This is a genomic window from Streptomyces sp. CB01881 (assembly GCF_002953255.1).
Lineage (GTDB): Bacteria > Actinomycetota > Actinomycetes > Streptomycetales > Streptomycetaceae > Kitasatospora.
Genome location: NZ_CP026498.1, coordinates 5,523,241 through 5,548,953, shown reverse-complemented (window position 1 = coordinate 5,548,953; position 25,713 = coordinate 5,523,241). Strand labels below are relative to the sequence as shown.

Annotated in this window: 20 protein-coding genes; 12 read left to right on the top strand and 8 right to left on the bottom strand. The window is 73.1% G+C overall.

Going from position 1 to position 25,713, the window contains the following annotated elements:
- Window positions 1–9: 9 nt before the first annotated feature.
- The gene (locus tag C2142_RS13985) at window positions 10–273 is read right to left on the bottom strand and encodes a hypothetical protein (protein WP_148642946.1); all 264 of its coding nucleotides are present in this window, start codon (window positions 271–273) and stop codon (window positions 10–12) included.
- 26 nt (window positions 274–299) lie between these two features.
- Window positions 300–1,490 (bottom strand): inorganic phosphate transporter, encoded by a 1,191-nt coding sequence (locus C2142_RS13980; protein WP_148642945.1) that lies wholly within the window; start codon window positions 1,488–1,490, stop codon window positions 300–302.
- A gap of 345 nt (window positions 1,491–1,835) precedes the next feature.
- Between C2142_RS13980 and C2142_RS13975 the strand changes: the two genes are divergently transcribed.
- Window positions 1,836–3,440: a C40 family peptidase gene (locus tag C2142_RS13975; RefSeq protein ID WP_194235779.1), complete on the top strand. Its 1,605-nt coding sequence runs from the start codon at window positions 1,836–1,838 to the stop codon at window positions 3,438–3,440.
- 63 nt (window positions 3,441–3,503) lie between these two features.
- Here C2142_RS13975 and C2142_RS13970 read toward each other — a convergent pair whose 3' ends face one another.
- Complete coding sequence (locus C2142_RS13970) at window positions 3,504–5,786, bottom strand: FdhF/YdeP family oxidoreductase (RefSeq protein ID WP_148642944.1); 2,283 nt, start codon at window positions 5,784–5,786, stop codon at window positions 3,504–3,506.
- 153 nt (window positions 5,787–5,939) lie between these two features.
- Here C2142_RS13970 and C2142_RS13965 point away from each other — a divergent pair, with 153 nt between their 5' ends.
- Window positions 5,940–7,769, top strand: coding sequence for a serine/threonine-protein kinase (locus tag C2142_RS13965; RefSeq protein ID WP_162002468.1), 1,830 nt, complete (start codon window positions 5,940–5,942; stop codon window positions 7,767–7,769).
- A 217-nt stretch (window positions 7,770–7,986) separates the two neighbouring features.
- On the opposite strand, the gene C2142_RS13960 is transcribed toward C2142_RS13965, so the two are convergent.
- Window positions 7,987–8,721, bottom strand: a complete 735-nt coding sequence (locus tag C2142_RS13960) for an SDR family oxidoreductase (protein WP_148642942.1) — start codon at window positions 8,719–8,721, stop codon at window positions 7,987–7,989.
- A gap of 71 nt (window positions 8,722–8,792) precedes the next feature.
- Here C2142_RS13960 and C2142_RS13955 point away from each other — a divergent pair, with 71 nt between their 5' ends.
- The gene (locus C2142_RS13955; RefSeq protein ID WP_148642941.1) at window positions 8,793–9,740 is read left to right on the top strand and encodes a LysR family transcriptional regulator; all 948 of its coding nucleotides are present in this window, start codon (window positions 8,793–8,795) and stop codon (window positions 9,738–9,740) included.
- Between the two features lie 196 nt (window positions 9,741–9,936).
- On the opposite strand, the gene C2142_RS13950 is transcribed toward C2142_RS13955, so the two are convergent.
- Together C2142_RS13950 and C2142_RS13945 are read right to left on the bottom strand one after the other, a co-directional pair.
- Window positions 9,937–11,856 (bottom strand): FAD/NAD(P)-binding protein, encoded by a 1,920-nt coding sequence (locus C2142_RS13950; RefSeq protein WP_148642940.1) that lies wholly within the window; start codon window positions 11,854–11,856, stop codon window positions 9,937–9,939.
- A 298-nt stretch (window positions 11,857–12,154) separates the two neighbouring features.
- On the bottom strand, window positions 12,155–13,165 hold the full coding sequence (locus C2142_RS13945; RefSeq protein ID WP_148642939.1) for an amino acid ABC transporter permease: 1,011 nt from the start codon (window positions 13,163–13,165) through the stop codon (window positions 12,155–12,157).
- Window positions 13,166–13,834: 669 nt separating this feature from the next.
- Between C2142_RS13945 and C2142_RS13940 the strand changes: the two genes are divergently transcribed.
- The 5 genes from C2142_RS13940 to C2142_RS13920 all read left to right on the top strand — a co-directional run bounded on the left by C2142_RS13940 (window position 13,835) and on the right by C2142_RS13920 (window position 18,948).
- The gene (locus C2142_RS13940) at window positions 13,835–14,782 is read left to right on the top strand and encodes an ABC transporter substrate-binding protein (protein ID WP_174315645.1); all 948 of its coding nucleotides are present in this window, start codon (window positions 13,835–13,837) and stop codon (window positions 14,780–14,782) included.
- Between the two features lie 40 nt (window positions 14,783–14,822).
- The gene (locus tag C2142_RS13935; protein ID WP_148642938.1) at window positions 14,823–15,851 is read left to right on the top strand and encodes an amino acid ABC transporter permease; all 1,029 of its coding nucleotides are present in this window, start codon (window positions 14,823–14,825) and stop codon (window positions 15,849–15,851) included.
- Window positions 15,852–15,877: 26 nt separating this feature from the next.
- Window positions 15,878–16,630, top strand: coding sequence for an amino acid ABC transporter ATP-binding protein (locus C2142_RS13930; RefSeq protein WP_148644769.1), 753 nt, complete (start codon window positions 15,878–15,880; stop codon window positions 16,628–16,630).
- 46 nt (window positions 16,631–16,676) lie between these two features.
- The gene (locus C2142_RS13925; RefSeq protein ID WP_148642937.1) at window positions 16,677–17,666 is read left to right on the top strand and encodes an ABC transporter substrate-binding protein; all 990 of its coding nucleotides are present in this window, start codon (window positions 16,677–16,679) and stop codon (window positions 17,664–17,666) included.
- Between the two features lie 94 nt (window positions 17,667–17,760).
- On the top strand, window positions 17,761–18,948 hold the full coding sequence (locus tag C2142_RS13920) for a serine/threonine-protein kinase (protein ID WP_148642936.1): 1,188 nt from the start codon (window positions 17,761–17,763) through the stop codon (window positions 18,946–18,948).
- Here C2142_RS13920 and C2142_RS13915 read toward each other — a convergent pair.
- Complete coding sequence (locus tag C2142_RS13915; protein ID WP_148642935.1) at window positions 18,919–19,266, bottom strand: hypothetical protein; 348 nt, start codon at window positions 19,264–19,266, stop codon at window positions 18,919–18,921. The two genes, C2142_RS13920 and C2142_RS13915, sit on opposite strands and share 30 nt — an antisense overlap.
- A 291-nt stretch (window positions 19,267–19,557) precedes the next feature.
- Here C2142_RS13915 and C2142_RS13910 point away from each other — a divergent pair, with 291 nt between their 5' ends.
- Entirely contained in the window at window positions 19,558–20,409 is an 852-nt protein-coding gene (locus tag C2142_RS13910) for a fumarylacetoacetate hydrolase family protein (protein WP_148642934.1), read from the top strand.
- A gap of 71 nt (window positions 20,410–20,480) precedes the next feature.
- On the opposite strand, the gene C2142_RS13905 is transcribed toward C2142_RS13910, so the two are convergent.
- Window positions 20,481–21,221, bottom strand: a complete 741-nt coding sequence (locus C2142_RS13905) for a TetR/AcrR family transcriptional regulator (RefSeq protein ID WP_148642933.1) — start codon at window positions 21,219–21,221, stop codon at window positions 20,481–20,483.
- A gap of 187 nt (window positions 21,222–21,408) precedes the next feature.
- On the opposite strand from C2142_RS13905, the gene C2142_RS13900 reads away from it, so the two are divergent.
- The 3 genes from C2142_RS13900 (at window position 21,409) to C2142_RS13890 (ending at window position 25,666) form a co-directional block, all read left to right on the top strand.
- Window positions 21,409–22,098, top strand: a complete 690-nt coding sequence (locus C2142_RS13900; RefSeq protein ID WP_148642932.1) for a rhomboid-like protein — start codon at window positions 21,409–21,411, stop codon at window positions 22,096–22,098.
- A 64-nt stretch (window positions 22,099–22,162) separates the two neighbouring features.
- Window positions 22,163–23,869, top strand: a complete 1,707-nt coding sequence (locus tag C2142_RS13895) for a DUF885 domain-containing protein (protein ID WP_148642931.1) — start codon at window positions 22,163–22,165, stop codon at window positions 23,867–23,869.
- Window positions 23,870–24,082: 213 nt separating this feature from the next.
- Window positions 24,083–25,666: an MFS transporter gene (locus tag C2142_RS13890; RefSeq protein ID WP_241002566.1), complete on the top strand. Its 1,584-nt coding sequence runs from the start codon at window positions 24,083–24,085 to the stop codon at window positions 25,664–25,666.
- Window positions 25,667–25,713: the final 47 nt, after the last annotated feature.

The following is a 25,713-nucleotide window of genomic DNA, read 5'->3' as shown; positions in this document are numbered from 1 at the left end:
CCGTTGCGGCTAGTGGCCGGCGATCAGCGACAGGCCGTAGAGGACGGCCGCGCCGCAGACCGCGAAGCAGGCGTACGCGCCGGCCAGGGCCAGCCGGCCGGCGCCCGCGGACGGGGTGCCGGCGCCGGTGCCGGCCGCCGAGCGCTGCGCGGTCAGCGCGGCCTCGCGGCGGGAGAGGGCCAGGATGCCGAGCGCGAAGACGGCGACCACGGCGACGGTGATGCCGAAGCTGAAGCCGGCGGTCTGCGCCAGGGCGTTCCACTTGATGTGCATGGTGTGTGCTCCTCAGCCGGCGGCGCTCAGGCCGCGACCGTGGTCGAGGCGGCGGTGGGGGCGGCGGGGGTGCCGGCCGGGCCCACCTCCACCGGGGTGACGTTCTCGACCGGGTTGACGTCGTTGACGTTGTCCGCGCCGACCGGCTGGCGGCGCGAGATGATCCACATCGCGCCGGAGCCGGCCACCAGGGCGGCGCCGACCAGGGCCACGCCCCAGGGGCCCTGCTGGGCGAGGAACGCCGCGGCGCCGGAGACCACGGCGGCGGCCGGCAGGGTCAGGCCCCAGGTGTAGACCATGCGGCGGACCAGGCTCCAGCGCAGCTCGGCCTTCGGGCCGCCGAGGCCGGCGCCCATGATGCCGCCGGAGCAGACCTGGGTGGTGGAGAGGCCGAAGCCCATGTGCGACGAGGTCAGGATGACGGTCGCGGCGGCCGACTCGGAGGCGAAGCCCTGCGGAGCCTGGATGTCCGCCAGGCCCTTGCCCATCGAGCGGATGATCCGCCAGCCGCCCATGTAGGTGCCGAGCGCGATCGCCGCACCGGCCGAGACGATCACCCAGGTGGGGGGCAGCGCGCCCTTGGGCAGGGCGCCGACCGAGACCAGGGTCAGGGTGATGATGCCCATCGTCTTCTGGGCGTCGTTGGTGCCGTGGGCCAGCGAGATCAGCGAGGAGGAGAACATCTGGCCGGTCTTGAAGCCCTTGGTGACGGTCTCGCCGTTGCTCCTGCGGGTGATCGCGTAGGCCAGCTTGGTGGCGCCCCACGAGGCCAGGCCGGCGACCAGCGGGGAGGCGACCGCGGGGATGAGGATCTTGGTGACGACGGTGTCGAAGTTGACGCCGTTGACGCCGACGCCGACGACGGTGGCACCGATCAGGCCGCCGTAGAGCGCGTGCGAGGAACTGGACGGCAGGCCTCTCAGCCAGGTGAGCAGGTTCCACAGGATCGCGCCGACCAGTGCGGCGAAGATGATCTCGGGGTGGATGCCGGTCTTCTCGTTGACGATGCCGCCGGAGATGGTGCTGGCGACCTTCACGGACAGGAACGCGCCCGCGAAGTTGAGGACGGCCGCGATGGTGACCGCGACCTTGGGCCGGAGGGCTCCCGTCGCGATGGAGGTGGCCATCGCGTTGGCGGTGTCGTGGAACCCGTTGGTGAAGTCGAAGGCGAGCGCCGTGATGATCACGACGGCAACCAGGAACGAGATGTGTTCCATACCCAAACAATCGTCGTAGTTGTCGCACTGACGTTGGTGTCGCTCGCGACGGTAGGGACATTCGGTGAACGGAAGATGAACTGGGCCGGGATTCGTGGTTCCGACAGTGTCGGAGGGGTTGCCGACACCTTTCCTCAAGATGTCCAGGACCGCGCTGAGCTGGGCATTGGCGGAGAACGTCCTGGTTCGATCCGGTTTGGTGAGACCCGGCTCACAGCCCGACCGGCCCCCGGGCCTGAGAATTCACCGACCCGTACGGACGCGGTCTGTTTCTGGCGGGTAACCCATGACAGGATCTGCGTGGATCCGGAGACCCCGGACCGTCGGGTCGGGGAGGACACACCCATGGGCGGGGCTGTACAGCGGACGGAGACGGCCGGACTGCGACCGTGGGTGCGGGCGGCTCTGCGCTGCGGAGCGGTGCTCGCGGCCGCCGCGCTCGCCCTGCCGCTGGCCACCCAGGCCGCCTACGCCGCACCGGACCCGGGCACTCCCGGCGTCACCGCCCCGACCACCGCACCCGGGGCCGACCCGCTCGCCGACGCCAAGGCCACCCTCGGCCCGCTGCTCGACAAGCTGCACGAGCTGTACAAGGGCGCCGAGGCCGCCACCGAGCAGTACAACGCCACCGTCGCCAAGGTCGCCGAGCAGCAGGCCGCGCTCGCCGACCTCAAGGACCGGCTGGAACGCCAGCAGAAGCTGGTCGACGCCGGCACCGACATCGCCGCCCAGCTCGCCGCGGCCCAGTACCGCAACGGCGCCGCGTCCGCCTACGCCGAACTGCTGCTCTCCAAGGACCCGTACGAGGCGGTCACCATCGCCGAGCTGCTCGCCACCGCGAGCCGCTCGCAGTCCGAGTTCCTGGGCCGGCTGAAGACCGACCGCGACGCGCTCACCGGTCTGCAGAAGCAGAACGAGGAGGCGCTGAAGAGCTCGCAGGTGCTGGTCGGCCAGCAGGACGCCGCCAAGGCCAAGGTCGCCACCGACCTCGCCTCCGTCGAGCAGCTGGTCTCCTCCCTCACCGGCGCCCAGCGCACCGAGCTGGAGAAGGTGGAGAAGGCCAAGGCCGACGAGGCCCAGCTCGCCTTCCTCGCCTCCGGCGCGCTCGGCAAGGGCGAGCGCACCCCCTCGCTGGCCGGCCGGGCCGCCGTCGCGTACGCGCTGGCGCAGCTGGGCAAGCCGTACGTGTGGGGCGCTGCCGGCCCCGAGACCTTCGACTGCTCCGGCCTCACCTCGCAGGCCTGGCTGCACGCCGGCAAGCCGATCCCGCGCACCAGCCAGGAGCAGTGGGCCCAGCTCCAGCACGTCGCGCTGAACCAGCTGCGCCCCGGCGACCTGGTCATCTACTTCGAGGGCGCCACCCACGTCGCGATGTACATCGGCGGCGGGCTGGTCGTGCAGGCACCGCGGCCGGGGGCCGTGATCAAGGTCTCGCCGATCGGCTCGATGCCGATCCTCGGTGCCGTCCGGCCGGACCCGGAGACCGCTTCGGACGAGGCGGGAGGCGCCTGGAAGGTGCCGGACCTCCCGGCCGGCTGGGACACCGTCACCCCGATCGCGCCGAGCCCGGCCAACCAGGTGCCGGCGACGCCCGCCCCGGGCACGCCGGACCCGGGGACGCCCGCACCCGGCACCCCCGCGCCGGGGACGCCGTCCACCACGCCCACGGGCACCCCGACCGGTACGCCCACCGGTACCCCCACGGGCACCCCGACCGGTACGCCCACGGGGACGCCGACCACCACGCCGACCACCACGCCGACCGGCACCCCCACGGGGACGCCGACCACCACGCCGACCACCACGCCGGCCGGCACCCCGACGGGCACCCCCACCGGGACGCCCACGGGGACGCCGACCTCGTCCGCCTCGGCCACCGGCACCGGCTCCGCCAGCGCCTCGGCCCCGGGCACCACCTCGGCCACGCCGCTGCCGACCGGGCAGAACTGACGCGAACGCCCGAGGGGGCCTGCGGACCGCGAAGGTCCGCAGGCCCCCTCGGGCGTTCCGTGCTCAGCTCGCGCCGCTGTCCGGTTCGAAGCGGACCACCACGGCCTTGGAGGTCGGGGTGTTGCTGATGTCGGCGGTGGAGTCCAGCGGCACCAGCACGTTGGTCTCCGGGTAGTACGCGGCGGCGCCGCCGCGGGCCACCGGGTAGTGCACCACCTTGAAGTGCGGGGCGCGGCGCTCCACCCCGTCCTTCCACTCGCCCACCAGGTCGATGTACGCCCCCTCGGCCAGACCCAGCTCGGCGGCGTCGGCCGGGTTCACCAGGACGACGCGGCGGCCGCCGGTGATGCCGCGGTAGCGGTCGTCCAGGCCGTAGATCGTGGTGTTGTACTGGTCGTGCGAGCGGAGCGTCTGCAGCAGCAGGCGGCCGGCCGGCACCTCGGGCGCGGTGAGCGGGTTGACCGTGAAGTTGGCCTTGCCGGTCGCGGTCGGGAAGGTCCGGGAGTCGCGCGGGCCGTGCGGCAGCGTGAAGCCGCCGGGGCGGCGGACCTTCTCGTTGAAGTCCGCGAAGCCCGGGACCACCCGGGCGATCCGGTCCCGCAGGGTGTCGTAGTCGACGGCGAACTCCTCCCACGGCACGTTGTCCTGCGGGCCGAGGGCGGCGCGGGCCAGCCGGCAGACGATCGCCACCTCGGAGAGCAGCCCCGGCGCGGGCGGGCGCAGGCCGCCGCGGGAGGAGTGCACCTGGCCCATCGAGTCCTCGACGGAGACGAACTGGGCGCCCTTGGCGGTGACGTCCCGGTCGGTGCGGCCCAGGGTGGGCAGGATCAGCGCGCGGGCGCCGGTCACCACGTGCGAGCGGTTGAGCTTGGTGGAGACGTGCACCGTCAGCCGGCAACGGCGCATCGCCGCCTCGGTGACCTCGGTGTCCGGGGTCGCCGCGACGAAGTTGCCGCCCATCGCGAAGAACACCCGGACCTTGCCGTCGCGCATCGCACGGATGGTGTCCACCGAGTCGTAGCCGTGCGCGCGCGGCGGCTCGAAGCCGAACTCGCCGCCCAGCGCGTCCAGGAAGGCCTCCGACGGGCGCTCGAAGATGCCCATCGTCCGGTCGCCCTGCACGTTGCTGTGCCCGCGCACCGGGCAGACGCCGGCGCCCGGACGGCCCACGTTGCCGCGCAGCAGCAGGAAGTTGACCACCTCGCGGATGGTCGGCACGGCGTGCTTGTGCTGGGTGAGGCCCATCGCCCAGCAGACGATGACCTTCTCCGACGCCAGCACCATCCGGGCCAGCTCCTCGATCTGCTCCCAGGGCAGGCCGGTGGCGGCGAGCACCTCCTCGCGGGTGGTCTCGCGGGCCTCGGCGGCGAACTCCTCGAAGCCGTGGCAGTGCTCCGCGACGAACGCGTGGTCGACGGCGTCCTTGTCGAGGATCAGCTGGTTGAGCGCGCGGAACAGGGCGAGGTCGCCGCCCAGCCGGATCTGGAGGAAGAGGTCGGTCAGCTTGGTGCCGTGGCCGACCAGGCCGCGCGCGTTCTGCGGGTTCTTGAACCGCTCCAGGCCGGCCTCCGGCAGCGGGTTGACGCTGACGACGGTGGCTCCGGCGCGCTTGGCCCGCTCCAGGGCGGAGAGCATCCGCGGGTGGTTGGTGCCCGGGTTCTGGCCGGCCACGATGATCAGGTCCGCCTGGTAGAGGTCCTTCAGGCTGACGCTGCCCTTGCCGACCCCGAGCGTCTCGGTGAGGGCCGAGCCGGACGACTCGTGGCACATGTTGGAGCAGTCGGGCAGGTTGTTGGTGCCCAGTCGGCGGGCGAACAGCTGGTAGGCGAAGGCGGCCTCGTTGCTGGTCCGGCCGGAGGTGTAGAACGCGGCGCCGTCCGGGGTGTCCAGCGCGCGCAGCTCCTCGGCGATCAGCGCGAAGGCCTCGTCCCAGCCGATCGGCGTGTAGTGGGTCGCGCCCTCGTCCAGCAGCATCGGTGCGGTGAGGCGGCCCTGCTGGCCGAGCCAGTAGCCGGAGCGCTCCGCGAGCTCCGCCACCGGGTGGGCGGCGAAGAACTCGGCGTGGATCCTGCGCTCGGTGGCCTCCTCGGCGACGGCCTTCGCCCCGTTCTCGCAGAACTCGGCGGTGTGCGTCTTGCCCGGCTCGGGCCAGGCGCAGCCGGGGCAGTCGAAGCCGTCGGGCTGGTTGACCTTGCGCAGGGTGGCCAGGGTGCGGCGGGCGCCCATCTGCTCGGTGGCCATCCGGAGGCTGTGGCCGACGGCGGGCAGCCCGGCGGCAGCGTGCTGGGGCGCGGACACCTCGGGGGCGTCCTGCGCCGGGTCGCTCTGCGGGGCCTGCTTGGCCATGACTGCGCTCCTCGGCTGATCGTCGGCCCCTCGCACCGTTGCGGGAGCCGGTACCCATCCTTCCACCTGGGAAGGGACGGGGGCAGGGGCCCCGGGCGGGGCCCTGCGGCGTCGGTAGAGTGTGACGGCTTCGAGAGGCGGGGGGTGGGGCGGGTGACGGTCGGGGATGTCCTCGACGGCCGGTACGAGCTGGTGGAGCGGCTCGGCCAGGGCGGCTTCGGCGTGGTGTGGCGGGCCTTCGACACCCGGATGCAGCGGCAGGTGGCGGTCAAGGTCATCGGCCACCACGGCGAGGACCAGCAGAAGGCCGCGCTGCGGTTCGTCCGGGAGGCCTGCGCGGCAGGAAACCTCTCGCACCCGCACATCGTCACCGTGCACGACCTCGGGGAGGGCGAGCTCGGCGGCCGGCAGGTGACGTACCTGGTGATGGAGCTGCTCACCGGCCGCACCCTGACCGACGTGCTCCGGTCCGGCCTGCCCGACCCGGTGCAGAGCCTGCGCTGGGGGCGGCAGATCTGCTCCGCGCTGGCCGCCGCCCACGACGCGGGCATGGTGCACCGCGACATCAAGCCGGACAACATCATGGTCACCGGGGCCGGCGTGCTGAAGGTGCTGGACTTCGGGATCGCCCAACTCGACGTCGGGGCGGGCGGGCTGACCACCACCGGGACGGTCATCGGCAGCCCCGCGTACATGGCGCCGGAGCGCTGGACCGGCGGCCGGGTGGACGGCCGGGCCGACCTCTACGCGTTCGGCTGCGTGCTGGTCGAACTCTGTACCGGAGCGCGGCCGTTCAGCGGCGACTCGACGCCGGTGCTGATGTACCAGCACCTCAACGAGCCGCCGCCGGCGCTGGACCCGGCGCAGTTCGGGCTGCCGGACGAGGTGGCCGCGCTGGTCACCGGGTTGCTGGCGAAGGACCCGGCGGACCGCCCGGCCGACGCCCGGACGGTGGAGCGGCGGCTCGCGGACCTGGCGGAGCGGCGCGCGGCGCAGGGGGCGGCCACCCCGCCGGCCCCGGCCGCGACGGTGCTGGACCGGCCGGCACCGCTCCCGCCGGCCCCGCCGGCGGTTGCCCCGGCCGTTCCGCCCGTGCCGCCCGTCCGCCCCGTGGCGCCACCGCGGGCCGAGGCGCCGCCCGTCCTGTCGCCGCTCACCACGCCGCCGGTGACCGCACCGCCCGCCGCGGCCGGCGACGCCGTCCGGGCGGCGCTGCGCGAGCGCCGGAACGCGGCCTTCCGGGCGCCCACCGCGGGGGAGTCCGCCATCCAGCTCCAGGCGGTCGCCCAGGAGTGCGTCGTCGCACTCGGCGCCATCGACCGGGAGACGCTCTGCGCCTGGCGGGACTTCACCTGGTACCTCAGCCGGGCCGGCGACCTCGACGGGGCGATCCGGCTGCTCTCCACGGTGGTCGAGGACATGCGGCTCGCGCTCGGCCAGACCGACCCGGACACCCTGGGCGCCCGGTACCACCTGACCTGGTGCATCGGCGAGAGCGGCGAGACGGTCACCGCGATCCGCCAGCTGTCCCAGCTGCTGCCGGACATGCACGCCGCCTGGGGCGGCCACGACGCCCGGGTGCTGAAGGCCCGGCACGACCTGGCGGTCTACGCGGCCAACCGCGGTGACCTGGACGGCGCCGTGCGCCAGTTGCACACCCTGCTGCCGGAGCTCGCCCGGGCGCTCGGCGAGCAGCACCCGACCACCGTCCAGGCCTGGCACGACCTCTCCGGCTACCAGCAGCGGCTGGCGCAGCCGGCCCGCCGCTCCCGCCCCGTGCGGCGGCCGCGGATCAGCCCGCTGGAGGCCGTGGTGCTGATCCGGCGCCTCCTGGCCTGGGACTTCGCCTCGGACCAGGAGGCCAACGCCTGCCTGAACGCGCTGGAGCGCGGGACCGGCATCAAGGGGGTCGGGGACTGGATCCTCTCCGCACCGGACCACGTCACGGCCGAGGACCTGGTGGAGGAGCTCTTCGGCCCGTGACGGGCCCGTGCTGGGCTCGTGACGGCGTGCGGCCTCGCCGTGCAGCCTCGCGCAGCGCCGCGCGGCGTCGTACGGCCCCGTGCCGCCTCGTGCGGGGCGGGGGTCGGTCGCCCGCCCCGCACGAGGCGGCACGGGCCTTCGGGGAGGAGCGGTCCGGGTTTTGGCGGTAGACCGGTGGTCGCCCGCAAGCGCGGCAAGACGATCGGTGGCGCGGGTCTCACCAGGGAATCGGCCCGTCCTCGGCCAGAAAGGCGCCCGTCGGGCCGTCCTCGCCCACGGTCGCCAGGTCAACCGCGACGGCCGCGCCCTCCTCCGCCGTGCGCATCCCGGTGTGGCGGTTGAGGTCGGTCGCGCAGTAGCCGGGACTCACCGCGTTGACCAGGATCCCTTCGGCGCGCAGTTCATTGGCGTAGAGCACGGTGATCGCGTTCAGCGCGCTCTTCGAGGTGCAGTAAGGGAGAAGGATCGAGTAGTAGGCGGACCACGGGCTGCCCGGGTCGGCCTGGTGGGTGAGGGATCCGAGTTCGCTGGACATGTTGACGATGCGTGCGGCGGCGGAGCGGCGGAGCAGGGGGAGCATGGCGTGGGTCACCGCGATGACGCCGAACACGTTGGTCTCGTAGACCTGCCGGAGGGTGGCGGCGGGGGTTTCACTCGGCTTTTGCGGTCCGGCGGCGATCGCGGCGTTGTTGACGAGGATGTCGAGGCGGCCGAACGTGGCGTCGATGTGCTGGGCGGCGGCCTGGACCGAGGTCTCGTCGGTGACGTCCAGCGGTACGAACCGTACGTCGGCGCCGCCCGCGCGAAGCTCCTCGGCCGCCGCCTCGCCACGCTCGGCGTTGCGGGCGCCGATCAGCACGGTGATGCCGAGGGCTGCGAGCCTGCGCGCCGTTTCCCTGCCGATGCCCTTGTTCGCGCCGGTGATCAGAGCAGTCTTCTGCGAAGTCGTCATGGCACCCAGCCTCCCCTCACCCACGGGCGGCAGGGAAAGACCGGAAGACTCTGGATCTATAGTCCACAGATATGAGTGAGCTGGAGGTGCGGGAGCTGAGGTACTTCATCGCGGTCGCCGAGGAGCTGAACTTCAGCCGGGCCGCGCAACGCCTGGGGATGGCGCAGCCCCCGCTGTCGAAGGCGATCGCTCAGATGGAGTCCCGGCTCGGTGTACGCCTGCTGGAGCGCACCACCCGGCAGGTGAGGCTCACCACCGCCGGTCAGGTGCTGCTCGACCAGGCCCGGATCGCGGTCGACGCGGTGCACGCGGCGGCCCGGCGTGCACGCCGGGCCGGTCAGCCGACACCCCAGCTCGTCGTGGCGGTCAAGCCGGGAGGCGATGCCGGGCTGCTGCGGGAGATCCTCGCCGCCTACCGGGGAACGGGTTCGCATCTGCCGCCGCCTGAAGTCGTCGTCGGCGGCAGCGGAGAGCCGATCGCCATGCTGCGGGACGGCCGTGCCGACGTAGCGCTGCTGCGCAGCCCGTTCGACGGTCAAGGGCTGGATTCCCAGACGCTCGTGGTCGAGCCGCGACTGGCCGTTCTCCCCGCCGCCCACCGCCTGGCCGGACGCCGGCGACTGCGGCTGGCCGACCTCAAGGGCGAACCGATCCCACGCTGGAAAGGGGCCGCCCCCTCCAACACCGCCTACTACACCGGATGCGACGGAGCGGAAGCAGGCGATGGCCACACAGGCTTGGCGCCGGCCGACACTCCTGAGGGGCCGCTCGTGGCCAGCGTCGAGCAACTCCTGGAGGTGGTCGCGCTGGGCCAGGCGGTGGCGTTCCTGTCACTCTCCACCACCAAGCGGCACCAGCGCCCGGACATCGCATACCGGCCGGTCACCGGCCTCAGCCCCAGCGCGGTCATGGTCGCCTGGCCGGAGACCTCGCGATCCGCAGCCGTCGCCGCCTTCGTCCAAGCCGCCCACGACGTCGCCGCCCACCACCCCGACCACATGACCGCACTGGCCTACTGACCGGGGGCACGCACCCCTCGCCATGACGATCACCGCACTCGATCACCTCGATCGCCAAGCTCCTCGGCGTCAGCCCGGCACCCTCGACAACCACATCCCCGGCCTACAGGAACTCCGCGCCTCCGGCCGCGTTCCGAACCAACTCAGCGCAGACTGACCGCTACCGCCAAAACCCGGACCGATCCCCCCCGAAGGCCTAACGGCAGCCCGTGAGGGCCGCCGCCGGAACGCCGGCCAGCGCGCGCAGCAGCGCCCGCGCGGCGGCGTCGTTCTGCCGGAACCCGGGCGAGTCGGTGCGCGGCCGGGCGAAGGCCGCCGCCGCGCGCAGGCTGGTGTGCGGGCCGAGGGCGGTGCGGCGCGGGTGCGCCCCGCCGTCCAGGGCCGGGTCGAGTACGCGGCTGTCGGTGGGGCGGATGGTGAGCAGCCCGGACCGGTGGGTGTGCTCCGCGTCGGTGACCACCTCCTCCACGATCCGCCCGGAGCGGTGCAGTTCGCGCAGCAGCGGGTCACGGGTGCGGGCCAGCGCGTGCTTGGGCAGGTACGCCTCGACCAGCGCGGTGGCGGTCACGCCGTGCCCGGGCACGATGGCGCCCGACGCCCGCCAGGTGCCGGTGGTCTCGTCCCGGTCGACCCGGATCCCGGCGCCGAGGAAGCGGACCACACCGGCCTCGGAGAGCGCGAGCAGCTGGCGCAGCCGGAAGCCGGGCGGGCCGGAGGCGAGGTAGCTGAAGTAGCCGAAGAACCACTCGTCGACCTCCTCGCCGACCGAGCGGGCGGAGAGCCGACCGGAGGCGAGCACGCGCGGCAGCTGGCCGAAGAGCGAGAGCAGGGCGAGGAAGGCGCCGAGGTCGGCACTGTGGGCGGGGTCGGCGCGCCGGTCGGCGTCGGTGGTGATGTAGTCGCGCAGGTGGCGCTGGAGTTCGTCGTCGGAGCCGAGTTCGAGGCCGGCCAGCGGGTGGTCGAGCCGTTCGAGGTCGAGCCGGTCCGCCGGGTCGGGGACGGCCGCGGCGACCAGCCGGGCGAGTCCGGGGGAGTGCCAGTCGTGCGCGTCGTAGCCGGCCAGGAACTCCTCCCAGGGCAGCGTGGTGCGTCCGGGGTGGGCGTGGAACAGCTCGTGGTAGTGGCCGAAGCCGATGTCCTTGGCCATCAACGGCCAGAAGTCGCGCCGCAGTTCGAGCGGCCCCGGCCGGTCGAGGACGGCGTCGACGGCGGCCGCGTCGAAGTAGCGGGGGAGTGGCGCGGGTGGGCCCTGGAGCCGGTAGCCGGTCTTGGAGTGGTACGGCACCCCGCGGCGGGAACCGACGTGGATCACCGGCTCGCGGCCGGACGGGCGGTAGGCCAGGCCGTCCGGGGTCTCCTCGAAGCGGCCGCCGCGACCCTCGGTGAGCAGGGCGACCAGGTCGACGAAGGCGAGGCCGAAGCCGCGCAGCACGAGTTGCTCGCCGGGGGCGATGCCCGAGAGGTCGGCGTCGGCGGAGAAGGCGGGCGACAGGTGGAAGCGGCCGTGCCGGGCGGCGAACTCCGCGTCGGCGGCGTACCGGGGGTGCGGGCCGGAGTCGAGGTGGCCGAGGGTCAGGGCGACGTGGTCGGCGGTGAGCACGCGGTCGCCGAGGTGGACGAGCTGCGGGCCGTCGTCCGGGCCCTCGATCCGGCGGACGGTGTCCCGGTGCACGGTGACGGTGACGTGCGGCGGCAGGTCGGCGACGGCGCGCCGGAACACCCAGTCGAGGTAGGCGCTCTGGGCCCGGCGGGTGGGGAAGTCGGTCGGCGCGAGGGTGCGCAGCTCCGCCCGGACGGCCGGGTCGGCCACCTCCCGGTAGGGCGCGAACTCCTCGCTGCGGGCGGCCCATTCGGCCAGCGAGGGGCCGGGGCGGACCGGCCCCTCGATGGTGGACCGCTCGTCGGTGAACATCGTGACGTCCTCGGCCATCGAGTTCATCCGGAGCAGCGGGGACTGGTCGTAGCGCCAGATCCGGCCGGCGCCGGGCGGGTAGGGGTCGACCAGGTGGATGTCCAACGGCTGGCCGGCGGGCAGCAGTTCGGGGCCGTTGGCGGCGATCCGCTCCAGCAGCCCGGTGCCGCGGGGGCCGGCGCCGACGATCACCAGGGTGCTCATGCGCCCCCCTCGCTTCGCTCGGCGGGTGCTGAGCACGACGCGCGCCTTCCGGTGGTTCGCTCGCTTCGCTCGTTCACTGCGCCCCCCTCGCTTCGCTCGGCGGGTGCTGAGCACGACGCGCGCCTTCCGGTGGTTCGCTCGCTTCGCTCGTTCACTGCGCCCCCCTCGCTTCGCTCGGCGGGTGCTGAGCACGACGCGCGCCTTCCGGTGGTTCGCTCGCTTCGCTCGTTCACTGCGCCCCCCTCGCTTCGCTCGGCGGGTGCTGAGCACGACGCGCGCCTTCCGGTGGTTCGCTCGCTCACCGTGCCTCCCCGGAGCCGGAGCCGGCGGCGTCGGCAGCCGTGCGCAGCCGGCGGTAGGCGGCCCGGGCCTTCTGCAGCGGGGTGGGTGGCAGCCCCTCGCGGGTGGCGCCCCTGGCGTAGTGCCGTTCGACGTAGTACTGCCCGACGGACAGGATCGTGGTGATGACGATGTACCAGATGGTGGCGACCATCAGCATCGGGATGACCTGGTAGGACTGCAGGTAGACCAGCTGGACCGAGTAGAGCAGGTCGGAGACGGCCAGCACGCTGATGATGCTGGTGCCCTTGAGTGCGCCGATCAGCATGTTGCCCGCGGTCGGGACGATCGAGCGCATCGCCTGCGGGACGACGATCCGGCGCAGCACCCGCCACCGGCCCAGCCCGAGTGCCGAGGCGGCCTCCAGCTGGCCGCGGTCGACGGAGAGGATGCCGCCGCGCACCACCTCGGCGGCGTACGCGGCCTCCAGCAGGGTGAGGCCGATGACGGCGGTGAGGGTGGGCCCGAAGAGGTTGACCGTCCTGACGGTGACGAACTCCGGGCCGAACGGGATGCCCAGGCCCAGGGTCGGGTAGAGCGCGCCGATGTTGAAGAAGAGCAGTAGCTGCACCAGTGCCGGGGTGGAGCGGAAGATCCAGATGTAGATCCAGGAGAGCGTGCGCAGCACCGGGTTGCCGGAGAGCCGCATGGTGGCGAGCACGGTGCCGAGGACGAAGCCGAGCCCGAGGGTGACGGCGGTCAGCCAGAGGGTGAGGGTGAGGCCGTTCAGGACGGACGTGGCGGTGAACCAGTCGGCCACCACGTCCCACTGGAAGGCCTTGTTGCGGATCACCGAGTTGAGCACCATCGCGAAGAGCAGCAGGGCGACGGCGGCGGAGATCCACTGCCCGGGCCGGCGGCGGGCGACCAGCCGGGCGCCGGGGTCGGCGGGGCCGGCGTCCGGCCGGTCGGGGGTGCGGTTCTTCGTGAGGGTGGCGGGCGCGGGCAGGACGTCCTGCGGGGTGGCCATGAGGGGGCTCCAGGCGGCGCGGGTGCGGGCGGGCGGGAGGTACGGGGGTGGTCACGTACGGCCGTCTCGCCGGTCCGCGTCCCTCAACACGGCCGGCCTTGCACTGCGCTCCGCCGTGATCGTACGCACGGTCGATCGTCGCCTGTCAAGGGTGGTGCGGCCGTTCGTCCGGCGTGGTCGTACGGCGACAGACGATCGCAACAGAGCGGTAATGGAGGGTGGTTGACGCCGTGCGTCTGAGACTGCTCAACTTGTGGCCATGTACGCCGAGCAGCCCCTGGTCACCCGCGACCACATCGACTTCGGTCGGGTGTGGTCCGCGGCGTGTCGCGGCTGACCCGGCAGCGGGCCGCCCAACCGGCCCTGTCCTCCTAGGAGCCTCCCCCGCCCGGGGCCGCTCCTGCGGAGTGCCCTCCCTCGGTGCCCCGTCGCGGGCCGGGAGAGCCGTCCTCGACCGACGGCTCGTCAGGCGCACGCTGCCGCCCTTCTCCTCCCCTCCCCTCCCTTCCCGTCGCTGCGCTCCGGCAGTCCTCCCCGGCCACCGCCACGTACCGGTGCCGTAGTCCCCCTCGGCCTGGCCCCGCCACGGCCTCCTCCGGCCTGCCCGCCCGCAGTCCGGGCCCGCCGCCGCTCCAGAAGCACCTGCCCAGCTGAAAGGCGTCAACTCCCGTGAGAACCACCACCGTCCGCCGCCGCCTGCTCGCCGCCGCCGCCCTGCTGCCGGTCCTGGCGCTGGCCGCGTGCGGCTCGGACCCGAAGACCGCCGGGCCGGGGGCCGCGGGCCCGGCGGCCACCGCCGCCGGGCAGGACCTCGTCTCCGGCATCGCCAGGTCGGAGACGGCCGCCGCGCTGCTGCCCGAGGACGTCCGCGCGTCGGGCACGGTGAGGTTCGGCTCGTCGTTCGGCTACCCGCCGAGCGCCTTCTACGCCGACCAGGCCACCAAGAAGCCGGCCGGCGTGGACATCGACTTCACCGACGCGGTGGCCAAGGTGCTCGGCCTGACCGTGCAGCGCGAGGAGGCCGCCTTCGAGACCATCCTGCCCGCGCTCGGCAGCGGCAAGTACGACGTCGGCACCGGCAACTTCGGTGTCACCGCGGCCCGGTTGAAGACCATCGACTTCGTCACCTACATCGACGACGGCCAGGGCTTCGCGGTCAAGAAGGACAACACCGCGATCCAGCCGGTCACCGACCTGGCGCAGCTCTGCGGGCTGACCATCGGCACCGGCGCCGGCACCACCTTCGAGACCACCCTCAACGCGAAGAAGAACGTCTGCACCGACGCGGGGAAGAAGCCGTACGAGGTGAAGGCGTTCAGCGACAGCGGCGCCGTCCTCACCGGTCTCCAGCAGGGCCGGGTGGACATCACGATGTCCACCATCAACGGCCTGCGCTACCAGGCCTCCCAGGAGGCGTCCGGGACGAGGTTCCTCGGCGAGTTCCACCGGCTGGACGTCGGTTTCGCTTTCAGGAAGGGCTCCCCGCTCACCCCCGCGTTCCAGGCGGCGGTCAACCAGCTGATCAAGGACGGGACGTACGACAAGATCCTCAAGAAGTGGGGGGTCGCCGATTCGGCGATCAAGGAGTCCCGGGTCAGCCCGCCCGAGCACGCGTGACCCCCTGTCCGGGCCCCGGGCCCCTTGGAGGAACCCCACCATGACCGTCACCACCACCGCCGGTGCCCCGGCGGAGTTCGAGAAGCCCCGGAAGCCGGAGAGACCGGCGGCGGGACCGCCCGGCCGCATCGACCTGGACGGGCTGGCCGGGCTGCGGACCGTCCGTGCCCGGCACCCCTGGCGCTGGGCGGCGGGCGCCGCCGCCCTCGTCGTCCTCGCCCAGTTCGCCCACGGGCTGGCCACCAACCCCGCCTGGGACTGGCCGACCTTCCGGATCTTCTTCTCCGCCGACACCATCCTGCGCGCCGTCGGCCGCACCGTCGAACTCACCTTCTACGGAACCGTGCTGGGCTTCCTGCTGGGTGCCGTGGTGGCCGCGATGCGGCTGTCGCGCAGCGCGGTCCTGCAGTCCATCGCCTGGGCCTACGTCTGGGTGTTCCGCTCGATCCCGCTGATCGTCCAGCTGGTCTTCTGGTTCAACCTGTCCTACCTCTACAAGCGGTTCGGCTTCGGCATCCCGTTCGGCCCGACCTTCGCGGACTTCGAGACGGTCGGTGTGCTGGGTGCGATCGGGGCCGCGGTGCTGGGCCTCGGCCTGCACCAGGCCGCCTTCGCCGCCGAGATCATCCGCGGCGGCGTCATCGCCGTGGACGCCGGCCAGCGCGAGGCCGCCGCCGCCCTGGGCGTACCGCGCCGGCGCCAGGCCTGGCGGATCGTGCTGCCGCAGGCGATGCGCGGCATCCTGCCCGCCGCGGCCAACGAGGTGATCTCGCTCTTCAAGGGCACCTCGGTGGTCTACGTGATGGCCATCGGCGAGCTCTTCTACCAGGTGCAGGTCGTCTACGGCCGCACCGGCCGGGTCGTGCCGCTGCTGATGGTCGCCACCGTCTGGTACGTGCTGCTGACCACGGTGCTGTCGATCGGCCAGTACTACGTCGAGCGCTACTTCGCCCGCGGCGCCGAGCGCACCCCGCCGCCCACCCCGCTCCAGCGCGCCCGGGCCCGCGTCCGGGCTCTGCGTGCCGCCCGTACCCCCGCCCCCGCCCCCGCCACCGGAGGACGCTCGTGACCGCCGCCCTTGCCGCCGCAGAACCCATGGTGCAGGTCAGGGGCCTGCACAAGAGCTTCGGGCAGCTCGCCGTGCTGCGCGGGGTCGACCTCGACGTGCCGGCCGGCTCGGTGACGGTGGTGCTCGGCCCGTCCGGCTCCGGCAAGTCCACCCTGCTGCGCTCGATCAACCACCTGGAGAAGCTGGACCGGGGCTTCGTCGCGATCGACGGCGAGCTGATCGGCTACCGGCGCTCCGGGGACCGGCTGCACGAGCTCCGGGAGCGCGAGGTCCTGCGCCAGCGCACCAACATCGGCTTCGTCTTCCAGAACTTCAACCTGTTCCCGCACCTCACCGTGGTGGAGAACATCATCGAGGCGCCGGTCAGCGCGCTGCGCCGGCCCAAGGCCGAGGCCCGGGCGGCGGCGCTGGAACTGCTGGAGCGGGTCGGCCTGGCCGACAAGGCCGGCGCCTACCCCCGCCAGCTCTCCGGCGGCCAGCAGCAGCGCGTGGCGATCGCCCGGGCGCTGGCCCTGGAGCCGAAGGTGCTGCTCTTCGACGAGCCCACCTCGGCGCTCGACCCCGAGCTGGTCGGCGAGGTGCTGGACGTCGTCAAGGACCTCGCCCGGGCCGGCACCACCATGATCGTCGTCACCCACGAGATCGGCTTCGCCCGCGAGGTCGCGGACACCGTCGTCTTCATGGACGGCGGCGTGGTGGTCGAGCAGGGCCCGCCGGAGGCGGTCCTGGACCACCCGCAGCACCAGCGCACCCGGGCCTTCCTGGCCAAGGTCCTCTGACCCTCCCCCTTCTCGCACGACCCCTTCACCCCGCAGGAGTTCCGCCATGTCCCTACCCCGTCGCGCCCTCGTGACCGCCGCCGCGGCCCTCACCGCCACCCTCACCCTGGGCGCCTGCGGCAACTCCACGGACGCCTCGGCGGAACTCGCCCCGGCCAAGGGCAGCACCGCGCCGAACGGCGTCACGGTCAACCTGACGCCGGACCAGAACCGGGTCACCACGGCCAAAGTCGACTCGGTCGCGGCGCTGGTTCCGGAGGAGATCAGAAAGAGGGGCACGCTGACCGTCGTCGACTCACTGGGCACCACGCCGCCGCTGGACTTCTACGCCAACGACGACAAGACCATCATCGGCGTCGAGCCCGACCTCGCCACGCTGATCGGCAACGTCCTCGGCCTGAAGGTGGAGTTCAACCCGGTCTCCTGGGAGAACATCTTCGTCGGCCTCGACAGCGGCAAGTACGACGTCGGCATCTCCAACATCACCGTCACCGAGGCCCGCAAGGAGAAGTACGACTTCGCCACCTACCGCCTGGACGTCCTCGGCTTCGAGGCGAAGAAGGGCAGCGGCTGGAAGGTCACCGGGCCCAAGGACGTCGCCGGGAAGACCATCGGGGTCTCCTCCGGCACCAACCAGGAGAAGCTGCTGATCGCCTGGAACGAGGAGAACACCGGGAAGGGCCTCAAGCCGGCCGAGATCAAGTACTTCCAGAACTCCTCCGACTACTACCTCGCGCTCTCCTCCGGCCGGATCGACGCCTACGTCGGCCCCAACCCGAGCCTTGCCTTCCACGCCGTGCAGACCGGCGAGAGCGAGGTGATCGGCACCTACTCGGGCGGCGGCGCCGAGGTCCTCGGCAAGATCGCGGCGACCACCAGGAAGGACGGCGGGCTGGTCCAGGCGCTGGGCGGCGCGATCAACGAGGTGATCAGGAACGGCACTTACGCCCAGGTGCTGAAGCGCTGGGGACTGGACGGCGAGGCCGTGACGGCCTCCGAGATCAACCCCCCGGGTCTGCCGAAGCCGAAGGCGTAGCCCGTTCACCCCACGGTCTCCCCCCCACCGCTATGGTGGCCCCGGTCACGGTGAACACCGTTCGGAACCGGCGTACTTGGGGGTTGGGGGAGACATGGGGCCTGGGGAGGTGCTGGACGGCCGCTACCGGCTGGAGCGCAAGCTCGGCGAGGGCGGCTTCGGGGTGGTCTGGGCGGCCCACGACAGCAACATGGACCGGCCGGTGGCGGTCAAGGTGCTCTCGGAGGACCAGGCGCGCGACGAGGAGGCCGTCGAGCGCTTCAAACGGGAGGCCAAGACCGCGGGCAGCCTCTCCAACCCGCACATCGTCACGGTCCACGACTACGGCCGGTGGCAGCAGGGCGGCTGGTCCACCAACTACCTGGTCATGGAACTGGTGTCCGGCCGGCCGCTGTCCGCGCTGCTCAGGGAGGGCACGCCCGACCTCACGCTCTCGCTGAAGTGGGTCCGGCAGGTCTGCAAGGCGCTGGACGCGGCCCACCGTTCGGGCGTGGTGCACCGGGACATCAAGCCCGAGAACATCATGATCGCGGACAGCGGCGAGGCGAAGGTGCTGGACTTCGGCATCGCCCGGCTGCTCACCCAGGCGGCAGGCGGCGGGCTCACCTCGACCGGTGTGGTCATCGGGACCCCGCCGTACCTGGCGCCCGAGTGCTGGGCCGGCGCCCCCATGGACGGCCGCGCCGACCTGTACGCGCTCGGCGTGGTGCTCTTCCAGCTCTGCACCGGGCAGCGCCCGTTCAACGCCGGCACCCCGGTCACCATGATGTACCAGCACCTCAACGACCCGCCGCCGCCGGTCCACACCCCGTATCCGGCGCTCGCCGTGCTGATCCGCCAACTGCTCGCCAAGGACCCGGCCGACCGGCCCGCCGACGCCGCCGAGGTGCGGCGCCGGCTGCGCGAGATCCGCCTCGGTCCGGAGGAGCCCAGCGCCGAGGCGCTGCGCAAGCGGGCCGACCAGGCCTGGCAGCACGGGGTGGAGGGCCGGCCGGGGGAGGCCGTCCAGATCCTCACGCCGCTGATCCCGAAGCTCGCGCGGGTCTGCGGCCCGGACGACGTCCGCACCCTGCGCACCTGCCACGACCTGGCCCTCTGGCTGGCGCGCGACGGCAGCCCGGGCGCCGCCGTCGCCCTGCTGGCCGAGCTGGCCGAGGCCCTCGGCGAGCCGCAGGCCCGCGCCGACGTGGCGCGCGACCTGGACCGCTGGCGGCGTGCGTGCGAGCGCGGCGGCCCGGGCCGGGCGAGGCCGCTATCCCTGCGGCAGTTGCTCGACGGCTGACCGCAGCGCGGCCGAGGCCCCGGTGGCGACCGGGTCGCCGTGGCCGAACACCGCCGTCTCCACCGGCAGCGCGGCCAGCCGGCGCAGGGCGTCGGCGGCCCGCGCGGGGTCGGTGTTGAAGACGCCCAGCATGGTCCGCCCGCCGACGTTGGCCACCGCGTCCCCGGCCTCGACGTCGTCGGCCGACCAGGCGATGCCGGTGTCTACCAGGGTCAGGGCCTCCCCGCCCCCGTCCCCTTCCTCGTCCCGCCAGAGGTAGGCGGTGCCGAAGTCAAGTGTGATCATGTACAACTCGGGCCGTACCCGCATCAGCTCCATGTCCGCGATCCTGTGCGGCCGCGCCGCCGTCCGTGCGCGTGTTCACCCCGGGCGTGGGGCCGTTCGCCCACGGCGGAGCCGCCCGGGGCCCGCCGCCACCCGCCGGGACGGCTGTCAACCGTACGGGCACCCGATTCGGAGCCGCCCCGGCTTGTGGGAATTGATAGGAACTCGCCCACCGAGCCGGTCTGGTTCGCAGGTGGAAGCCGTTGATATACCTCGCATGCAAGAGTCCGGGAGCGGTGTGCGGCCGCCCCGGCCAGCTGCGAAGGAACTGGTGGTGACGCTCATATGAAGCTCCTCCGTGTCGGACCTCCGGGCGCCGAGCGTCCGGTCGTGCTGGGCCAGGACGGCACCGCGTACGACCTCTCCGGGCGCGCCCGGGACATCGACGGCGCCTTCCTCGCCGGGCTCGACCCGGCCGCCCTGGCCCGCGACGTGGCCGCCGGCCTGCTGCCGGAGGCCGACCTCGCCGGGCAGCGCGTGGGCGCGCCGGTCGCCCGGCCGGGCAAGGTGGTCGGCATCGGGCTCAACTACCGCGACCACGCCGCCGAGGCCGGGGCGCCGATCCCGGACGAGCCGGTGATCTTCCTCAAGCCCAGCTACACGGTGGTCGGCCCGTACGACGAGGTGCTGGTGCCGCGCGGCGGCGAGAAGACCGACTACGAGGCCGAGCTGGCGATCGTGATCGGCCGCACCGGCCGCTACCTGGCGGACCACGCGGCGGCGGCCGGGGTCATCGCCGGGTACACCATCGCCAACGACGTCACCGAGCGCGCCTTCCAGTTCGAGCGCGGCGGCCAGTGGGACAAGGGCAAGTCGGCGGAGACCTTCACCCCGCTCGGGCCGTGGCTGGTCACCGCCGACGAGGTGGCGGACCCGCAGGCGCTGCCGCTGCGCCTCTGGGTCAACGGGGGGCTGCGGCAGGACGGCTCCACCTCGCAGATGGTCTTCCCGGTGCTGGAGATCGTCCGGTACGCCAGCCAGTTCATGGTGCTGGAGCCGGGCGACGTGATCGTCACCGGCACCCCGGCCGGCGTCACCCTGGGGCACCCGGGCACGCCGTTCCTGATCCCGGGCGACATCGTCGAGATCGAGATCGACGGGCTCGGCCGGCAGCGGCAGGTGTTCGGCAAGGCGTAGCGCCCGCCGTCGGTGACCCTTGCCCCGGGCACGGGGGTCGGGGTTGCCGTGAGGCCGGTGCCGGCACGCCCTCACGGCCGGCGCGTGAGCAGCTCCCGCAGCCGCGCGACGCGGGTGTCGTCCGGGCCCTCCAGCGCCAGCAGCCCGGCCAGCACGTCCGCCGTCTGCCGGTCGCCCAGCGCCGTTGCCGCCGCCATCGCCACGAACTGGTCCACCAGCCAGTCCCGCAGCTCGGCCACCGGCACCGTCCGGCCCTCGTCCAGCCAGGTCAGCGAGGCGCCCTCGACCACGGCGATCCACGAGCGGACCAGCAGCGTCAGCCGCGGCCCGGCGTCCCGGACGCCCAGGTGGCGCAGCGTCCGCTTGAGCGCCGCCCGCCGGACCTCGTCCACGATCGCCGAGGTGCCCGCCGTCTCCACCACGCAGCCGCCGCGCAGCAGCGCCGAGTAGCCCGCGTCGTGCTCGGCCACGAAGGCGAAGTAGCTGTCCAGCACGGCCGCCAGCTGCGCGGTCGGGGTGCCGGTCAGCTGCACCGTGAACCGGCTGGTCAGCTCATCGGCCGCGGTGCGCAGCGCGGCCTCGTACAGCTGCTGCTTGCCGCCCGCGAAGTAGCGGTACACCAGCGGCCGTGACGCTCCCGCGGCCTCCGCCACGTCGTCCAGGCCCACCTCCTCGGGCGCCCGGGAGGCGAACAGCTCCAGTGCCACCGCGATCAGCTGTTCCCGGCGCTGCTGCACCGGCAGCCGCCGGTACCCGGTGCGTCGCGTGCGTGCCTCGGGGGTGGACGGGACGGGGGCTGAGCTGGCTTCCATGGCGGTCAGCGTAATGGGCGTCAGGTCGTTCTGCTCCTGGCCTGCATGGCACTTCTCGAACGGCCGTGCGCGTCCGTGCCCGCCCGGTCCGCAGGTGCGGCCCCGCCCCGCCCGTGCGGGCGCGCGGAACGGGGGCGCCTCGCCCAGGATGGAGGGGTTGCCGCCGCCACCGAGGAAGGGCCGCCGGATGACGCGGACACCGGAGCCGACGGGCCTGGCGCGCCGACTGCCACAGGCGGCACTGGCGTGGATCCGCTCGGCCCCCGGGACGTACGTGTGGCTGCTCGTGCTGGCGGTCACCAGCTTCGTGGTGGCGCGGATGGACCCGGCCAACCTGGACTGGTTCCTGGCCGCCCGCTCGACCAACCTCGACAACCTGCGCTCCGACCCGGTGCACGTGCTGCTGGCCAGCGCGCTCTGGACGGAGTCGGCGAGCTTTCCCCTCTACTTCGTGCTGTTCAACCTCTTCCACGCCAACGCCGAACGCTGGCTCGGCACCCTGCGCTGGTTCACCGTCGCCGCCACCGCCCACGTGGTGGCCACCTTCGTCAGCGAGGGCGTGGTCGCCTGGGGCATCGCGGAGGGCCGGCTGCACGACGACCTCGCCGGCACCGTGGACGTCGGCGTCTCGTACGCGCTGGCGGGCGTCGTCGCCGTGCTGACCTACCGCTTCGCCGGCCGCTGGCGCTGGCTGTACGGCGGCGGGGTGCTGGTCTTCTACCTGCTGCCGCTGATCACCTCGCACACGTTTACGGACCTCGGACACTTCTGCTCCGTGCTGATCGGCCTCTGCTTCTTCCGCTTCGCGCGCGGACGGCCCACCTGGGACCCGGGTCTGCTGTTCCGGGGGTGGCGGGAGCGGCGGGCCGGCGGCTGAACCGGCAGGCGCACGCCATCGGATAGGGGCTTGCAATCGGCCCCTGCCACGAAATGATGTCCAGATGGTTGAAGAACTGATCAGCTCCGACGGCACCACCCCGCGCCGTATCGCCGACGCCTACGTGCAGGCCCTCGCCCGGCTGGACCCGCTGACCGCGGTGTACCTGGGGCTCAACCCCGAGGACGACCGCCTCCCCGACCTGTCCCCGGCCGGAGCCGAGGCGCTCGCCGGACTGGCCCGGCACACCCTCGCCGTGCTCGCCGAGGCGGAGGCGGCCGGCGCCGCCGAGGACGAGGCCGAGCGCCGGTGCGCCCGCCTGCTGCGCGAGCGGCTCACCGCCGAACTCGCCGTCCACGACGCGGGCGAGGGCTTCCGGGCGGTGCGCAACCTCGGTTCGCCGGTGCACAACCTGCGTGACGTCTTCACCCTGATGCCCACCGAGACCGAGCAGCAGTGGGAGGTCCTCGGCCGCCGCCTGGCCCGGGTGCCCGCGGCGCTCGCGCAGTACCGCGAGACGCTCCGCGAGGGCGTCGAGCGCGGCCTGCTCTCCGGCCCCCGCCAGGTCGCCACCGTGGTCGGACAGCTGGGGGAGTGGCTGGAGGGCGAGGAGCCCGGCGGCTGGTTCGGCGGGCTCGCCCGGAAGGCCCCCGAGTCGCTGCGCCCGGGCCTGTCCGAGCACGCCCTCGCCGCCAACGACGCGCTCGGCCGGCTGCGCGAGTGGCTGTCCGACGTCTACGGGCCGGCCGCCGCCGACGCGCCCGACACCGCCGGGCGCGAGCGGTACGGCCGCTGGGTCAGCTACTGGACCGGCGCCGACCTGGACCTGGACGAGGCGTACGCCTGGGCCTGGCAGGAGTTCCACGACCTGCTCGCCCAGATGGAGGCGGAGGCCGAGAAGGTGCTGCCCGGCGCCACCCCGATGGAGGCGATGAAGTGGCTGGAGACCGACGGTCCCGCCATCCGGGGCGCCGAGGCCACCCGTGAGTACCTCCAGGGCCTGATGGACCAGGCGATCAACGACCTCCAGGGCACCCACTTCGACCTGGCCGAGCCGGTCACCCGGGTCGAGTCGATGATCGCCCCGCCCGGCAGCGCGGCCGCGCCGTACTACACCGCGCCCTCGCTGGACTTCACCCGCCCCGGGCGGACCTGGCTGCCGACCCTCGGCCGGGAGGGCTTCCCGGTGTGGGACCTCGTCTCCACCTGGTACCACGAGGGCGTCCCCGGCCACCACCTCCAGCTCGCGCAGTGGAACTACGTCGCCGACCGGCTCTCCACCTACCAGGTCAGCATCGGCGGGGTCAGCGCCAACCTGGAGGGCTGGGCGCTGTACGCCGAGCGCCTGATGGACGAGCTGGGCTACCTCACCGACCCCGGCCACCGGCTCGGCTACCTCAACGCCCAGATGATGCGCGCGCTGCGGGTGATCGTCGACATCGGCATGCACGTCGGCCTGGACTTCCCCGCCGACTCCCCGTACCGGCCCGGCGAGCCGGTGCTGCCGGACGCCGCCCGGGAGTTCTTCGGCCTGTACTGCGGGCTCTCGGCGGAGTTCCTGGACAGCGAGCTGGTCCGCTACCTGGGCATGCCCGGCCAGGCGATCGGCTACAAGCTGGGCGAGCGCGCCTGGCTGCGCGGCCGGGCGGCGGCGCGGGCGGCGCACGAGGCGCGCGGCGAGGAGTTCGACCTCAAGGCGTGGCACATGGCGGCGCTGTCGCAGGGCTCGCTCGGCCTGGACGACCTGGTCGCGGAGCTGGCCGTGCTGTAGCGCCCGGCGTCGGTGCGGCCGCGGGCCCCGGGTGTCACCCGACACCCGGGGCCCGCGTGCGTGGCCCGGGCCTCGTCCTCTGGTCCCGGGACCCTGGTTCATTGGTCCCGAATTGCCATATTTGTCCAGGTTTTTCCTTGCCAATCGGCGCCCCGGGGGTTTGGCTTGAAGGCGACTGCGTGACCTCTCCGACCCTCTGCGGAAGGCTCAACAGTGTCTGCTCAAACTGCCACCGGGCATGCGGCTCACGGGGCGGCGGACAGCCGCCGCTGGTGGGCCCTGGCGGTCATCGCCGTCGCCCAGCTGATGATCGTCCTCGACATCACGATCGTGAACATCGCACTGCCGTCGGCCCAGAAGGACCTCGGCATCTCCGACGCCAACCGCCAGTGGGTGATCACCGCCTACACGCTGGCCTTCGGCGGCCTGCTGCTCCTGGGCGGCCGGCTGGGCGACCTCTTCGGCCGCAAGCGCGTGTTCACCGTCGGTCTGCTCGGCTTCGCCCTCGCCTCCGCGATCGGCGGCGGCGCGTCCGGGCCAACCATGCTGTTCGCGGCCCGCGCCCTCCAGGGCGCCTTCGGCGCACTGCTCGCCCCGTCCGCGCTCGGCCTGCTCTCCACCACCTTCAGCGATCCACGGGAACGCAGCACGGCGTTCGGCATCTTCGGCGCGATCGCCGGCGGCGGCGCCGCGATCGGGCTGCTCCTCGGCGGTCTGCTGACCGAGTACCTGAACTGGCGCTGGTGCCTCTTCGTCAACACCCCGATCGCGATCGCCACGGCCTTCGCCGCGTACTACGTGCTCACCCGTGACCACATCGCCAAGGGCCGCCGGGTCAGACTCGACCTGCCCGGCGCGCTGCTCGGCTGCGGCGGCCTGCTCGCCATCGTGTTCGGCATGTCCGAGGCGGTCAGCCGCGGCTGGGTCGACTGGCTGGTGCTCGGCTCGCTGGCCCTCGGCGCGGCCCTGCTGGCGGTGTTCGTACTGGTCGAGAAGCGGACCGAGCACGCCCTGCTGCCGCTGCACATCGTCGGCGAGCGGAACCGCGGCGGCGCCGCGCTCTCGGTCGGCCTGGCGATGGTCGGCATGTTCGGCCTCTTCCTCTTCCTGACCTACTACCTGCAGGAGATCAAACACTTCTCGCCGGTGATGTCCGGCGTCTCCTTCCTGCCGATGACCGCCGCGATCGTCATCAGCTCGACCGGCTTCGCGGCCCGGCTGATGACCAGGATCCCCTCGCGCAACCTGATCGGCCCCGGCCTGCTGCTGGCCGCGGCCGGCATGGCCTGGCTCACCCAGATGAAGGTGGACAGCCCGTGGGCCGGCATGGTGCTGCCGGCCGAGCTGCTGCTCGGCTTCGGCATGGGCCTGGTCTTCATGCCGTCGATGAGCCTGGCCACCCTCGGCGTCGCCCCGAACGAGGCCGGCGCGGCCTCGGCCACCATCAACTCGGCCCAGCAGGTGGGCGGTTCCTTCGGCACGGCGCTGCTGAACACCATCGCGGCCAGCGCCACCGCGAGCTTCCTGGCCACCAGGGTCGCCTCCGACCCGGCGGTCCGGGCCCAGGGCGCGGTGCACGGGTACGTGATCGCCACCTGGGTGGCGATGGGCATCCTGCTGCTGGCGGCGCTGATCGCGTTCCTGATGATCAACCACCGGCCGGCGCCCGGTGAGGCCACCGGTGCGGGCGGCGGCTCCGCCGCCGGGGCGGCCGACGAGACGCGTGCCGAGGAGGCGGGGGCGCGCGCGAAGGCTGCGGGGGCGCCGACGCCCGGCGAGCGGCAACGAGCCTCCTGATCTTTGCTGCAAGCCCTTGCAGCAGACCTCCGGCGCCTGCTTGACTC